This window comes from Bradyrhizobium lupini, from assembly GCF_040939785.1.
Lineage (GTDB): Bacteria > Pseudomonadota > Alphaproteobacteria > Rhizobiales > Xanthobacteraceae > Bradyrhizobium > Bradyrhizobium canariense_D.
The window spans coordinates 1,775,489-1,788,121 of record NZ_CP162553.1; the positions used below are offsets into that span (position 1 = coordinate 1,775,489).

Annotated in this window: 11 protein-coding genes; 6 read left to right on the forward strand and 5 right to left on the reverse strand. The window is 64.0% G+C overall.

Annotation, left to right across the window (positions count from 1 at the left end; all coding sequences use genetic code 11):
* Window positions 1–206 precede the first annotated feature (206 nt).
* Window positions 207–6,494, forward strand: a complete 6,288-nt coding sequence (locus tag AB3L03_RS08685) for a HAMP domain-containing protein (RefSeq protein WP_231188781.1) — start codon at window positions 207–209, stop codon at window positions 6,492–6,494.
* Between the two features lie 13 nt (window positions 6,495–6,507).
* Window positions 6,508–7,998: an HWE histidine kinase domain-containing protein gene (locus AB3L03_RS08690; protein WP_368508433.1), complete on the forward strand. Its 1,491-nt coding sequence runs from the start codon at window positions 6,508–6,510 to the stop codon at window positions 7,996–7,998.
* Here AB3L03_RS08690 and AB3L03_RS08695 read toward each other — a convergent pair.
* The gene (locus AB3L03_RS08695) at window positions 7,995–8,216 is read right to left on the reverse strand and encodes a hypothetical protein (RefSeq protein WP_018456200.1); all 222 of its coding nucleotides are present in this window, start codon (window positions 8,214–8,216) and stop codon (window positions 7,995–7,997) included. The two genes, AB3L03_RS08690 and AB3L03_RS08695, sit on opposite strands and share 4 nt — an antisense overlap.
* 138 nt (window positions 8,217–8,354) lie before the next feature.
* Between AB3L03_RS08695 and AB3L03_RS08700 the strand changes: the two genes are divergently transcribed.
* Both AB3L03_RS08700 and AB3L03_RS08705 read left to right on the forward strand, forming a co-directional pair.
* Window positions 8,355–8,612, forward strand: a complete 258-nt coding sequence (locus AB3L03_RS08700; RefSeq protein ID WP_368508434.1) for a hypothetical protein — start codon at window positions 8,355–8,357, stop codon at window positions 8,610–8,612.
* A gap of 95 nt (window positions 8,613–8,707) precedes the next feature.
* Window positions 8,708–8,956 (forward strand): hypothetical protein, encoded by a 249-nt coding sequence (locus AB3L03_RS08705; protein WP_085352571.1) that lies wholly within the window; start codon window positions 8,708–8,710, stop codon window positions 8,954–8,956.
* Between the two features lie 130 nt (window positions 8,957–9,086).
* On the opposite strand, the gene AB3L03_RS08710 is transcribed toward AB3L03_RS08705, so the two are convergent.
* Entirely contained in the window at window positions 9,087–9,296 is a 210-nt protein-coding gene (locus tag AB3L03_RS08710) for a hypothetical protein (RefSeq protein WP_085352572.1), read from the reverse strand.
* 18 nt (window positions 9,297–9,314) lie between these two features.
* Entirely contained in the window at window positions 9,315–9,536 is a 222-nt protein-coding gene (locus tag AB3L03_RS08715) for a hypothetical protein (RefSeq protein WP_085352573.1), read from the reverse strand.
* 115 nt (window positions 9,537–9,651) lie between these two features.
* Between AB3L03_RS08715 and AB3L03_RS08720 the strand changes: the two genes are divergently transcribed.
* Both AB3L03_RS08720 and AB3L03_RS08725 read left to right on the forward strand, forming a co-directional pair.
* Window positions 9,652–9,846 (forward strand): DUF3072 domain-containing protein, encoded by a 195-nt coding sequence (locus AB3L03_RS08720; protein ID WP_018456195.1) that lies wholly within the window; start codon window positions 9,652–9,654, stop codon window positions 9,844–9,846.
* Window positions 9,847–9,931: 85 nt separating this feature from the next.
* Window positions 9,932–10,249 carry a DUF6496 domain-containing protein gene (locus AB3L03_RS08725; RefSeq protein WP_018456194.1) on the forward strand — a complete coding sequence of 106 codons (318 nt, stop codon included), beginning with the start codon at window positions 9,932–9,934 and terminating at the stop codon, window positions 10,247–10,249.
* Window positions 10,250–10,255: 6 nt separating this feature from the next.
* Here the strand turns inward: AB3L03_RS08725 and AB3L03_RS08730 are convergent, their stop codons facing one another.
* Together AB3L03_RS08730 and AB3L03_RS08735 are read right to left on the reverse strand one after the other, a co-directional pair.
* Window positions 10,256–10,630, reverse strand: a complete 375-nt coding sequence (locus tag AB3L03_RS08730; RefSeq protein ID WP_026233103.1) for a hypothetical protein — start codon at window positions 10,628–10,630, stop codon at window positions 10,256–10,258.
* A 267-nt stretch (window positions 10,631–10,897) separates the two neighbouring features.
* On the reverse strand, window positions 10,898–12,436 hold the full coding sequence (locus tag AB3L03_RS08735) for a Do family serine endopeptidase (protein ID WP_247298582.1): 1,539 nt from the start codon (window positions 12,434–12,436) through the stop codon (window positions 10,898–10,900).
* Window positions 12,437–12,633 lie beyond the last annotated feature (197 nt).

The following is a 12,633-nucleotide window of genomic DNA, read 5'->3' on the forward strand; positions in this document are numbered from 1 at the left end:
GGCCCCCAAGGTGTCTTCCCTCGGCAGAAATCAGGAACCCAATGGAACCATTCCGAGGTATCGCTATTATGTTAATCGGGCTGAGCAAAGCAGGTTCCACGTCCTGGCGCCGTAACGTTGGCGCTTGATTTCGAATTTGGCTGACGCTCTATTTTGACAATCCGCGTCTTGCCTGGGAATCGGCTGACGCCTGCGGGGGACAAATTATGAGCGACCTCGATCCCGGATCTGCATCACGTTCCGGTCGTCGCGTTCCAAAGCCAAAAACCAACGGCATGTCGGAGCCCGATTCCCGGGCAGAATTGCTGCTCGCCCTGCAGGCCATGCGCAACGGCGATTTCTCCGTGCGCATGAGCGGCGACTATCTCGGCATCGACGGCAAGCTCGCCGACACTTTCAACGACATCATCGCCGCCAATCAGCGCATGGCGCAGCAGCTCGAACTGGTCGGCCAGGTGGTGGGCCGCGAGGGCAAGACCCGCCAGCGCGTGAAGTTTGGGCTGGCCTCCGGCTCCTGGGCCGACATGGAAGGCTCGGTCAATACGCTGATCGACGATTTGCTGTGGCCGACGCGCGAGGTGACGCGCGCGGTCGCAGCCGTGGCGCAGGGCGACCTGCTCCAGACCGTCAAGCTCGACGTCGATGGACGCCCCCTGCGCGGCGAATTCCTGCAGTCGGCGACCATCGTCAACACCATGATCAAGCAGCTCGGCGTGTTCACCTCCGAGGTGACGCGCGTGGCGCGCGAGGTCGGCACCGAAGGCAAGCTCGGCGGCCAGGCCCAGGTGCCTGAGGTGACCGGCGTCTGGAAGGATCTGACCGAGAGCGTCAACTCGATGGCGAACAACCTGACCAACCAGGTTCGCAACATCGCCGAGGTGACGATCGCAGTTGCGAACGGCGACCTCTCGAAGAAGATCACGGTCGACGTCCGCGGCGAGATCCTTCAGCTCAAGGAAGCCATCAACACGATGGTGGACCAGCTCCGCTCCTTTGCGTCGGAAGTGACGCGCGTGGCGCGCGAGGTCGGCACCGACGGCAAGCTTGGCGGCCAAGCCATCGTGCCAGGCGTCGCCGGCACCTGGAAGGATCTCACCGACAGCGTCAACGCGATGTGCGGCAATCTCACCGCACAGGTGCGCAACATCGCCAACGTCACCACCGCCGTGGCCCGCGGCGACCTGTCGCGCAAGATCACGGTGGACGTGCGCGGCGAAATCCTGGAGCTGAAGGACACCATCAACACCATGGTGGACCAGCTCAACTCGTTCGCCTCGGAAGTGACGCGCGTCGCGCGCGAGGTCGGCACCGAAGGCAAGCTCGGCGGCCAGGCCCAGGTGCCGGGCGTCGCCGGTACCTGGAAGGACCTCACCGACAACGTCAACTTCATGGCGTCGAACCTCACCGCGCAGGTCCGCAACATCGCCGACGTTGCCACCGCCATCGCGAGCGGCGACCTCTCCAAGAAGATCACGGTGAACGTCTCGGGCGAAATCCTTCAGTTGAAGGAAACGCTCAACACGATGGTCGACCAGCTCAACGCCTTCGCCGGCGAAGTCACGCGCGTCGCGCGCGAGGTCGGCACCGAGGGCCGGCTCGGCGGCCAGGCCAACGTGCTCGGCGTCGCCGGCACCTGGAAGGACTTGACCGAGAGCGTCAACTCGATGGCCTCGAACCTCACCGCGCAGGTCCGTAACATCGCCGAGGTGACGACCGCGGTCGCGGGCGGCGATTTGTCGAAAAAGATCACCGTCGATGTCCGCGGCGAGATCCTCGAGCTGAAAGACACCATCAACACCATGGTGGACCAGCTCAACGCCTTTGCCGGCGAAGTCACGCGCGTTGCCCGCGAGGTCGGCACCGAAGGCAAACTCGGCGGCCAGGCCCAGGTGCGCGGCGTCGCCGGCACCTGGAAGGATCTCACCGACAGCGTCAACTCGATGGCCTCGAACCTGACCGGCCAGGTCCGCAACATCGCCGAAGTCGCGACCGCGGTGGCCAAGGGCGATTTGTCGAAGAAGATTACCGTCAACGTGTCAGGCGAAATCCTTCAGCTGAAGGAAACGCTCAACACCATGGTGGACCAGCTCAACGCCTTCGCCGGCGAAGTCACGCGCGTCGCGCGCGAAGTCGGCACCGAAGGCAAGCTCGGCGGCCAGGCCGAAGTCCCCGGCGTCGCCGGCACCTGGAAGGACCTCACCGACAGCGTCAACTCGATGGCGGGCAACCTCACCGCCCAGGTCCGCAACATCGCCGAAGTTGCGACCGCGATCGCCGGCGGCGACTTGTCGCGCAAGATCACCGTGGACGTGCGCGGCGAGATCCTTCAGCTCAAGGACACGCTGAACACGATGGTCGACCAGCTCAACCGCTTCGCGGGCGAGGTGACGCGCGTGGCGCGCGAGGTCGGCACTGAAGGTCGGCTCGGCGGCCAGGCCAACGTGCCCGGCGTCGCCGGCACCTGGAAAGACCTCACCGACAGCGTCAACTCGATGGCGGGCAACCTCACCGCCCAGGTCCGCAATATCGCCGAAGTCACCACTGCCGTGGCGCGCGGCGACCTCTCGCGCAAGATCACCGTCGACGTCCGTGGCGAGATTTTGGAGCTGAAGAATACCATCAACACCATGGTGGACCAGCTCAACGGCTTTGCCGGTGAAGTGACGCGCGTCGCGCGCGAAGTCGGCACCGAAGGCAAGCTCGGCGGCCAGGCCGAGGTGCCCGGCGTTGCCGGCACCTGGAAGGATCTCACCGACAACGTCAACTTCATGGCCTCGAACCTCACGGCGCAGGTCCGCAACATCGCCGAGGTCGCGACCGCGATCGCCGGCGGCGACCTGTCGAAGAAGATCACGGTGGACGTGCGCGGCGAAATTCTGCTGCTCAAGGACACCTTGAACACCATGGTCGAGCAGCTCCGCTCCTTCGCCGCCGAAGTGACGCGCGTCGCGCGCGAGGTCGGCACCGAGGGCCGGCTCGGCGGCCAGGCCGTCGTGCCCGGCGTCGGCGGCACCTGGAAGGACCTCACCGACAACGTCAACCTGCTGGCCGCGAACCTCACCACCCAGGTCCGCAACATCGCCGAAGTCACCACCGCCGTCGCGCGCGGCGACCTGTCGCGCAAGATCACCGTCGACGTGAAGGGCGAAATTCTCGAGCTCAAGAACACCATCAACACCATGGTGGACCAGCTCAATGCCTTCGCCGGCGAAGTGACGCGCGTTGCCCGCGAGGTCGGCACCGAAGGCGAACTCGGCGGCCAGGCCCAGGTGCCCGGCGTCGCCGGCACCTGGAAGGATCTCACCGACACGGTCAACTTCATGGCGGCGAACCTGACCGAGCAGGTCCGCGGCATCGTCAAGGTGGTGACCGCGGTCGCCAACGGCGATCTCAAGCAGAACCTCACCGTGAAATCGAAAGGCGAGGTCGCGGCGCTCGCTGACACCATCAACAACATGACCGAGACGCTCGCGACTTTCGCCGACCAGGTGACGTCGGTGGCGCGCGAGGTCGGCGTCGAGGGCAGGCTCGGTGGTCAGGCCGACGTGCCTGGCGCCGCGGGCACCTGGAAGGACCTCACCGGCAACGTCAATTTGCTGGCAGCCAACCTCACCTCGCAGGTGCGCGCGATCGCGGAAGTGGCGACCGCCGTGACCAAGGGCGACCTGACGCGGTCGATCCAGGTCGACGCCCGCGGCGAGGTCGCGGAGCTGAAAGACAACATCAACACGATGATCACGAACCTCCGTCTTACGACGGACGTGAACACCGAGCAGGACTGGCTGAAGACCAATCTGGCGAAATTCACCAACATGCTTCAGGGCCAGCGCGACCTCACCACCGTCGGTCGCCTGCTGCTGACCGAATTGTCGCCGCTGGTGAACGCGCATACCGGCGTGATCTACCAGGTCGAGAATGAAGAGAATCCGCGGCTCCTGCTGCTTGCCTCCTATGCCGGCGACGGCGTCTATCCGTATCCGCGCGTGCTGCCATTCGGCGACGGCCTGATCGGCCAATGCGCGCTCGACCGGCGCCCACGCGTGATCGCGGACATTCCGCCCGACGTGGTGCCGATCAATTCGGCGCTGCTTCGCGTCGCGCCGAAGAACCTCGTGGTGCTGCCGGTGCTGTTCGAAGGCCAGGTCAAGGCGGTCATCGAGCTCGCCTCGCTCACCTCCTTCACGACCTCGCAGATGACCTTCCTGGAGCAGCTCACGGACTCGATCGGCATCGTGCTCAACTCGATCGAGGCGACGATGCAGACCGAAGGTCTGCTCAAGCAGTCGCAGCAGCTCGCCGGCGAGCTCCAGACCCAGCAGCGCGAATTGCAGCAGACCAACGACCAGCTCGAACAGAAGGCGCAGCAGCTCGCCGAGCGCAACGTCGAAGTCGAGCGCAAGAACCAGGAGATCGAGCAGGCCCGCCGCGCACTGGAGGAAAAGGCAACCGAGCTCGCGCTGACCTCGAAGTACAAGTCCGAATTCCTCGCCAATATGAGCCACGAGCTGCGCACGCCGCTGAACTCGATCCTGATCCTGGGCCAGCAGCTCACCGACAATCCGGACGGCAATCTTACCGGCAAGCAGGTCGAATTCGCCCGCACCATCCATGGCGCCGGCACCGACCTGCTCAATCTCATCAGCGACATTCTCGATCTCTCCAAGATCGAGTCCGGTACGGTGACGGTCGACGCCGAGGAAATCCTGACCGCGAATCTGCTCGAGACGGTCGGGCGGCCGTTCCGTCACGAGGCGGAGAACCGCAATTTGTCGTTCAAGATCGACGTCGATCCGAATCTTGCGCGCAGCCTCGTCACCGATTCCAAGCGCCTGCAGCAGGTTTTGAAGAACCTGCTCTCCAACGCCTTCAAGTTCACCGCCGAAGGCGAGGTGCGCCTGAAGGTCGCCGCCGCGGTCGGCGGCTGGGGCACGGATCATCCCGTGCTGAACTCGGCGCCGGCCGTGATCGCATTCGAAGTGTCCGATACCGGCATCGGCATTCCGCTGGAGAAGCAGAAGCTGATCTTCGAGGCGTTCCAGCAAGCGGATGCCGGCACCAGCCGCAAATATGGCGGTACCGGCCTCGGCCTTGCGATCAGCCGTGAACTCGCAAGCCTGCTCGGCGGCGAGATCCACCTGCGCAGCTTGCCGGGCAAGGGCTCGTGCTTCACGCTTTACCTGCCGCTGAAATATTCCGGCCCGACGCTCGCGCCCCGCGCAACGCCCCAACAGAGCCAGCCGCCGGCGCTGCAGCCCGCGACAGCCGAACCGCAGCGCGTGATCGAGCAGCTTCCCGACGACCGACTCAACCTCGAACCCGGCGATAGCATCCTCCTGATCGTCGAGGACGACCCGCACTACGCGCGCGTGTTGGTCGACCTCGCCCGCGACAAGGGATTCAAGGTGCTGGTCGCGGCCCGCGGCGCGGAGGCGCTGGAGCTTGCAAAGCAGTACCAGCCGAGGGCTGTCTCGCTCGACGTATTCCTGCCGGATATGCTCGGCTGGACCGTGTTGAGCCAGCTCAAGCACAATCCGCTGACCCGCCACATCCCCGTGCAGATCATCACGCTCGACGAGGACCGCCAGCATGCGCTGGCGCGCGGCGCCTTCTCCTTCGTCAACAAGCCGACGACGACCGAGGGTGTCTCGGCCGCGCTGACCCAGATCAAGGAATATGCGCGACCGCGGCGCAAGCGGCTGCTCATCGTCGAGGACAACGAGGCCGAGCAGCTCTCGATCCGCGAGCTCCTGCATCACGACGACATCGAGATCGTGACGACCGGCACCGGTGCCGACGCGCTCTCGATGCTGCGTGAGAACCCCTGTGATTGCGTCGTGCTCGACCTGCGCCTGCCCGACATGACCGGCTTCGAGGTGCTAGACCAGATCCGCAATGACGAGGCGCTCTCGAACGTTCCGGTGGTCGTCTTCACCGGCCGCGAGCTGTCGGCCGAGGAAGATGCGGAGCTCCACACCATGGCGCGGAGCATCGTGGTCAAGGGCGTGGAATCGCCGGAGCGCCTGCTCGACGAGACCGCGCTGTTCCTGCACCGCGTGATCACGGAGTTGCCGATCGAGAAGCAGCGCATGCTCGAGAAGCTGAACAGTTCCGACGAAGACCTGATCGGCAAGACCGCCCTGCTCGTCGACGACGACGCCCGCAATATCTTCGCGCTGTCGAGCGTGCTGGAGCGGCGCGGCATGAAGGTGCTGACGGCCACGACCGGCAACGAGGCGGTGGCCCTGGTCGAATCCAACCCGGAGATCGCCATCGTGCTGATGGACATCATGATGCCGCAGATGGATGGCTATCAGACCATCGGCGTCATTCGTGAAAACCCCACCTTCGCCCGTCTTCCGATCATCGCGTTGACGGCCAAGGCCATGAAGGGCGACCGCGAGAAATGCCTCGAGGCCGGCGCGTCCGACTATCTCGCCAAACCCGTCAACACCGATCAATTGCTGCTTGCAATCCGCATGTGGCTGCACCGCTGAGTTGGATGCCCGTATGGACCACGAAAAGGTCAACATCCTCCTCGTCGACGACCAGCCGGCCAAGCTGCTCGCCTATGAGGTGATCCTGAAGGATCTCGGCCAGAACCTCGTGATCGCCTCGTCCGGTCGCGAGGCTCTGGAGGTGCTGCTCAAGACCGAGATCGCGGTGATCCTGGTCGACGTCTGCATGCCCGAGCTCGACGGCTTCGAGCTCGCCGCGATGATCCGCGAGCATCCGCGCTTCCAGAAGACCGCGATGATCTTCATCTCGGCCATTCAAGTCAGCGACATCGACCGCCTGCGCGGCTACGAGATGGGCGCCGTCGACTACGTCCCGGTGCCGGTCGTGCCGGAGGTGCTGCGCGCCAAGGTCAAGGTGTTTGCAGAGCTCTATCGCAAGACGCGCGAGCTCGAACGGCTGAACCAGGATCTCGAGGACCGCGTGCGTGCACGCACCGCCGAGCTGGAGAATTCGACCGCAAAGCTGCGCGAGAGCGAAGAGCGGCGCAGCATGGCGATCGCCGCCGGCAAGATGGGCTCCTGGGACTGGGACTGGATCACCGGCGACTGGATGTGGGACGAGGGACAATACCGCATCTTTGGTGTTGGCCCGGAGAGCTTCGAGGTGAATCCGGCCAACGTTCAGGCGCTGTTGCATCCGGATGACGTCGATCAGTTGCGCAAGGCGATCGCCGAATTCAACAAGGGCACGCGCTCCTATGAAACGGAGTTCCGCATCGTGCGGCCCGACGGCGATGTGCGCTGGTGTGTCGGCACGGCCGCCGCCACGGTTGACGATAGCGGTCGGGTCATGCGCGTCAGCGGCGTGACGGTGGACATCACCGAACGCAAGCGCGCCGAGGAACGGCAGACTCTCCTGGCGCGGGAAGTCGATCATCGCGCCAAGAATGCGCTGGCGCTGGCGCAATCGATCGTGCGCCTCACCCGCGCCGACGAGGTCAAAGCCTATGTCAGCGCCGTCGAGGGACGCATCAATGCACTGGCGCGCGTGCACACGATCCTGTCGCTATCGAGCTGGCAGGGCGCCGAACTCTCGAAGCTGATCGACGAGGAGCTTGCGCCCTATTCCCTCGGCGGCCAGATCAAATTGGCGGGGTCGGAAGTTCAGTTGCTGCCGGCAACCGCCCAGACGCTGGCGCTGGCGCTGCATGAGCTTTTCACCAACTCGGCGAAATATGGCGCGCTCTCGACGCGGACGGGACGGCTCGCAATCGGCTGGCAGGTCGAGGACGAGCTGCTCACGCTGACCTGGGAGGAATCCGGCGGCCCGCTCGTCATGACGCCAAAATCCCGCGGCTTTGGTACGCGTAGCCTGCTTGCGAGCGTCGAGTCCCAGCTCGGCGGGCAGGCGCGATCTGATTGGCGCGCCGAGGGTCTGCTGTGTCGGCTCGAGGTGCCGTTGGTCCGCAAGACTGCCGCGACGACCGCGCCCGGCAACTTCGAAGCCGCCAGCTCCGCCGAATTGCAGCGCGCTTCCGGCTAACCGGAGGCCGCACTCTTCCTGCGCTGCGTCGTTTGCGGCTCGCGCGCGACCCGTCCTTCGAGCCAGGCTTCTGTTTGGGCGAGATCGCGCAGAGCCTTGGCATAGCGGCACGCCGCGCTTCGCTCCGCGCCGCGGGGCAGCTTGCGCGCTTTGCGGAGGATGTCCGCAGCGGCGTTACGATAAGCCAGAGAGCGATAGAGAAAGACCACCTTACCCATATCGAATGTTCCCGTGTTGCGCGGTCATTCTCGCCCACCCGGCATGAACGTCGGATGAAGCGGATGATGACAATTCCTTCATGCGGGTGGAACCGGCGCGTGTCGCAGGCGTTGCATGCGAGATTGGGATAGAGTTCCATGCGCGCGAAGAAGTCGTCTGACCTGATCTCTCCCAGCGGGCTCGTCAAGCTGATGACGCACGCGATGATGGGCGCAGCCTTAGGACTCGCTTTCAGCCTCTTGCTCGTGCTGTCCAATCCCGGCGTCGCCAATTTGCTGAGTCACGGCGGAAGGCAGGCCGTGGTCATTTTCGCCCTCACCTTGGTGACGACGTTCGCGATCGGCGCGACACTGACCGGCGTCGTATTCATCCTCGCCGAGGACAAGCAATCTTGAACTATGCGTGCTTTACCGGAATTTCTTCGTTCGGAACTCCTGCGACGAATGGCAGTTTGCTGCCTGCGTCAATTCAACTCAGGGAGTTCCCGCAGATGAAGACCACCAAGCTCGCTCTTGCCGTGATGTTGGCAACCGGCCTCGCCGCCGCACCGTTCGCAGTGCAGGCCAAGTCGCATAAGGCAAAACACGGATCATCGATGTCGACGTCGCAGACCACCACGGGCGCCAACACCAAGTCCTCCAAGGGTGCTGATCCCTCCGGTCAGGGCGGCTCCGGCCCCGGCTCCGACCAGGGCGGCACCATGACGAACAACAAGGCCGGTATGAGCAACACCAAGTAGGCGTTCGGCGAAAACACGAAGGCCCCGCGATCGCGGGGCCTTTTGCTTTGGGATTCGAACAGACTTCTCTCGGGCCGCTTCGTCAACATGCGGTATCGACGAGCCCCGCACCTCGCGTTGCGCGCAGGCTTCAGCTACGATGGCTGCCCAGGATGTCAGGATGAACGCCTGCAGGATCTGACTTCACCAGATGGTCGAGTCGTGCGCGCTTGCGCGCGATCAAGAGCTGGGCCGCGGCGTCGTCGAGCCCCTCGCGTTGCAGCTGCCGGATGGCAGAGCCCAGTTCGAGAATCTCGGCGCGCAGCTTTAGAATCCGGTATGCATCCGGGACTTCCTCCACCGTGCGCTCCCAAGGCTCTCAGCGGCTCGCGATCACGCGCAGAGGACTACCTGATGTCTTCGCGGAACGAAGGCGCATCCTATCGCGGACATTCGGCAGGACATCGCCGCCACCTGCAGCCTTCCATTCGCCGATCAGCAGATTGATTTTCCGGCGCAGATCCATTTGCGCCAGGGCCTTCTCCGTGCAGTCCCGATCGCGCTCGACGAGCTCGCGTACGGCCGCCTCGACATCGGCCATTTCCAGCCTCAAGGCGCTGATTTTACGTCGAATTTCATTAATTCTGTTGTCCATGGCTTGTTAGAACAAAATAAGAACATATAGTCAAGTCACGATTTCAGAAGGGAGAAGCGACATGCAGGTTCAAGGTAAATACGATGCCAAGTCTTTCCTCACCGAGCAGATGACGCGGGCGCAGGGCCTCCGGCTGAAACGGCTGAGCGAAGAGGCGTATCAGCCCGCGCAATACGCGCGGGATCTGTCCTCCAGCGAGGCAGCACGGCGCATTCAGGTGCTGGAAGCGGAGATCGAGCTGGCGGATTCGTTCTAGGCTAGGTCGCCTATCCGGAACGTTGCTTGCACTTTCGGAACCATGCCTGTCCCGGATTGTTTTCCCAGGCCAAGGGAGAACATGCATGGCACGCAAGGCAAAGAAGCGCCGCTACTCGCGCAGCTCCGGCAGCGATGTCGAAGGCGAGATGAAGCGCTACAAGAAGGGGACCGCGAAAAGCGGACCGGGCGGTCGAGGCGGACGCGTGAAGAGCCGCAAGCAGGCAATCGCGATCGGCCTGTCGAAAGCGCGCAAGAAGGGCAAGAAGGTCCCGAAGAAGGCCGCGAAACGAAAGACGTCCAAGAAGACGTCAAAGAAGACATCTCGGAAAACATCCAAGAAGACTTCGAGAAAGAGTTCGAAGAAGACGTCGAAGCGCAAATCCTCCAAACGGTCGCGCTGACCTCAGTCAGATCATGCTGCCCGGCATGAAGCAGCGGATCGAAACGCCGAACGCGGTCTTCACCGGCCACACCATGGTGCGGCCGGCCCGGTTCGGCTCGGTGATCACGGCTTCGTCCGGTACCTCGACCCACTCGCCGTCGAGCCGCACGCGGTAATGTCCATTGTGCGAGTCCCAATCGGGATCGGCGACCGCAAACCCATCCGCATCCGAGCAGCACGGACCGAGATGGCTGCGCAGGCCGTCGAACCACGGCTTGAGAGGTGAGTCCGCGTAGCGGCCGTCGTCGCGCCCGAGAGCGTTTCCACCCCATAGCACGAGTGGCGCTACCAACGGCGCCACAAGCAGCGCACTTCTCAGCGAGAGCTTCAATCGATCCATGTCGGCACCGATCAAATACGAATTGCCGGCCGGCTCAGCGGCGGCAAGTTCGAAGTTCCACGCTTGCAATCGTCGGCGGCTTCATTGCCGCCGAGTCTGTACGAGATCCGCAATTGTGATGAGCGAACACGGCTTTTTCGGACGAAACCGGGTCATCCTCCCTGCCGTTAACGAGAATGTTATCGGCGATCTGCGGAAATCCTGAAGGCGAACGGGAAAGGCGGCCAGAAGGCCGCCTTTTTGGAGTTGCGCCGATCGACGTTCGCCTTATGCGAGCGGCACCGCGACGAACCGGGTCGCCTGTGCGCTTCGGACCTGCAGCAGCACGCTGCGCTTGCCGGACGATTTCGCCTGCGCCAGTTCCGAACGGACATCGCCGATATTGGCGACGGCCTTGCCGCCCACATTGAGGATGACGTCGCCGGTCTGGATGCCGCGTTGCGCGGCCGGCCCTTGCGGATCGACTTCAGTGACGACGACGCCCTTCTGGCCGGCGCCCTGCACGTCGCCGGCCGGAGCCAGGCTGAGCCCCAGACGCGGCGGCATGCCGGCATCTGGCTGCGACTTGCCCTCGTCGGCCCTAGCCTGCCGCTCGTTCGGCAACTCGCCAAGCGCCAGTGTCACCGTCTTGCTGTCGCCTTTGTGGACGACATCGAGCTTCACGGACGTGCCGGGCGCCAGGGTAGCGATGGTGCGGGCGAGATCGCGGGAATCCTTGATCGCGGTGCCGTTGACGGCGGTGATGACGTCGCCCGCCTCGATGCCCGCCTTCGCCGCCGGGCTGCCGTCCTGCGGATTGTCGACGATCGCGCCGCGCGCCTCCTTGAGGCCCAGACTGTCGGCGATATCCGACGTCACCGGCTGCACCTGGACGCCGAGCCAGCCGCGTGTGACCGCGCCCTTGTCCTTCAACTGTGCGACGACGAGCTTTGCGGTCGAAGCCGGAATGTCGAAGCCGATGCCGACCGAGCCGCCGGAGGGCGAGAAGATCGCAGTGTTCACGCCGATCACGTTGCCATTCATGTCGAAGGCCGGGCCGCCGGAATTGCCCTTGTTGATCGGCGCGTCGATCTGGATGAAGTCGTCATAGGGACCATTGCCGATGTCGCGGCCGCTGGCCGAGACGATGCCGGCGGTCACGGTGCCGCCGAGGCCGAAGGGATTGCCGACCGCGACCACCCAGTCGCCGATACGCGGCTTCTGGTCGGAGAATCTGACGAACGGAAAATCCTTCTTGCCCTCGACCTTGATCAGCGCGAGATCCGTTTTCGGATCGGTGCCGACCACTTTCGCGCTGTAGATGGTGCCGTCGTCCATCGTCACTTGCACCGATTCGGCGTGATCGACGACGTGGTTGTTGGTCACGGCATAGCCGTCGGCGGAGATGAAGAAGCCGGAGCCCTCACCCGTGATCATCTGGCGGCGCTGGCGCGGCATGCCCTCCATGCCACCCGGGCCGCGGAAGCCGAATTGCCGCGAGAACTGGTCGAACGGCGTCGCCTCGTCCGAATCCATCCGGTTCTGTTGCAGCATCGCGCTCTTATCATTGTTCTGGTCGATCCTGACCCGCACCGAAATGACGGCGGGTTTGACCATGCTGACGAGGTCGCCGAAGCCCGGCGGTGTCGCGGCGGTCTCCGCGGCCTGGGCGGGCGCAATGAAGGAGGTCGCGCTGAACGGCGAAGAGCCGGGAGCAGTCGCCAGCACGGCCACGCCAAGCGCGGCCACGGTGCCGAGCAGCGCGAGCCGGCGCGGCCTCAGGACCTTGCGGGACGTTGTGGTGTCGGAATTGACGTGATCGCTCATGTCGATATGTCCATGTTGGGTAAGTCGCCTTGCACCCAACATGGTGGCCGCCACCTTACAGCGTCCCGTCCACGCGATTAAATCTTGGCAAAGTAGCCGGGCCGGCGATACGGCCAAAGGTCAAGGCTGCACGTTTGATGCAGCTCAACGCGGGCCATGCGCACCGTGGAAGACTGCGGCCACCGGATGATGTCCAT

What these genes read in the sequence shown, in the direction of transcription:
- AB3L03_RS08685 (WP_231188781.1), top strand. Translation starts at nt 207, where the DNA reads ATGAGCGACCTCGATCCCGGATCTGCATCACGTTCCGGTCGTCGCGTT.
- AB3L03_RS08690 (WP_368508433.1), top strand. Translation starts at nt 6,508, where the DNA reads ATGGACCACGAAAAGGTCAACATCCTCCTCGTCGACGACCAGCCGGCC.
- AB3L03_RS08695 (WP_018456200.1), bottom strand. Translation starts at nt 8,216, where the DNA reads ATGGGTAAGGTGGTCTTTCTCTATCGCTCTCTGGCTTATCGTAACGCC.
- AB3L03_RS08700 (WP_368508434.1), top strand. Translation starts at nt 8,355, where the DNA reads ATGCGCGCGAAGAAGTCGTCTGACCTGATCTCTCCCAGCGGGCTCGTC.
- AB3L03_RS08705 (WP_085352571.1), top strand. Translation starts at nt 8,708, where the DNA reads ATGAAGACCACCAAGCTCGCTCTTGCCGTGATGTTGGCAACCGGCCTC.
- AB3L03_RS08715 (WP_085352573.1), bottom strand. Translation starts at nt 9,536, where the DNA reads ATGGCCGATGTCGAGGCGGCCGTACGCGAGCTCGTCGAGCGCGATCGG.
- AB3L03_RS08720 (WP_018456195.1), top strand. Translation starts at nt 9,652, where the DNA reads ATGCAGGTTCAAGGTAAATACGATGCCAAGTCTTTCCTCACCGAGCAG.
- AB3L03_RS08725 (WP_018456194.1), top strand. Translation starts at nt 9,932, where the DNA reads ATGGCACGCAAGGCAAAGAAGCGCCGCTACTCGCGCAGCTCCGGCAGC.
- AB3L03_RS08730 (WP_026233103.1), bottom strand. Translation starts at nt 10,630, where the DNA reads ATGGATCGATTGAAGCTCTCGCTGAGAAGTGCGCTGCTTGTGGCGCCG.
- AB3L03_RS08735 (WP_247298582.1), bottom strand. Translation starts at nt 12,436, where the DNA reads ATGAGCGATCACGTCAATTCCGACACCACAACGTCCCGCAAGGTCCTG.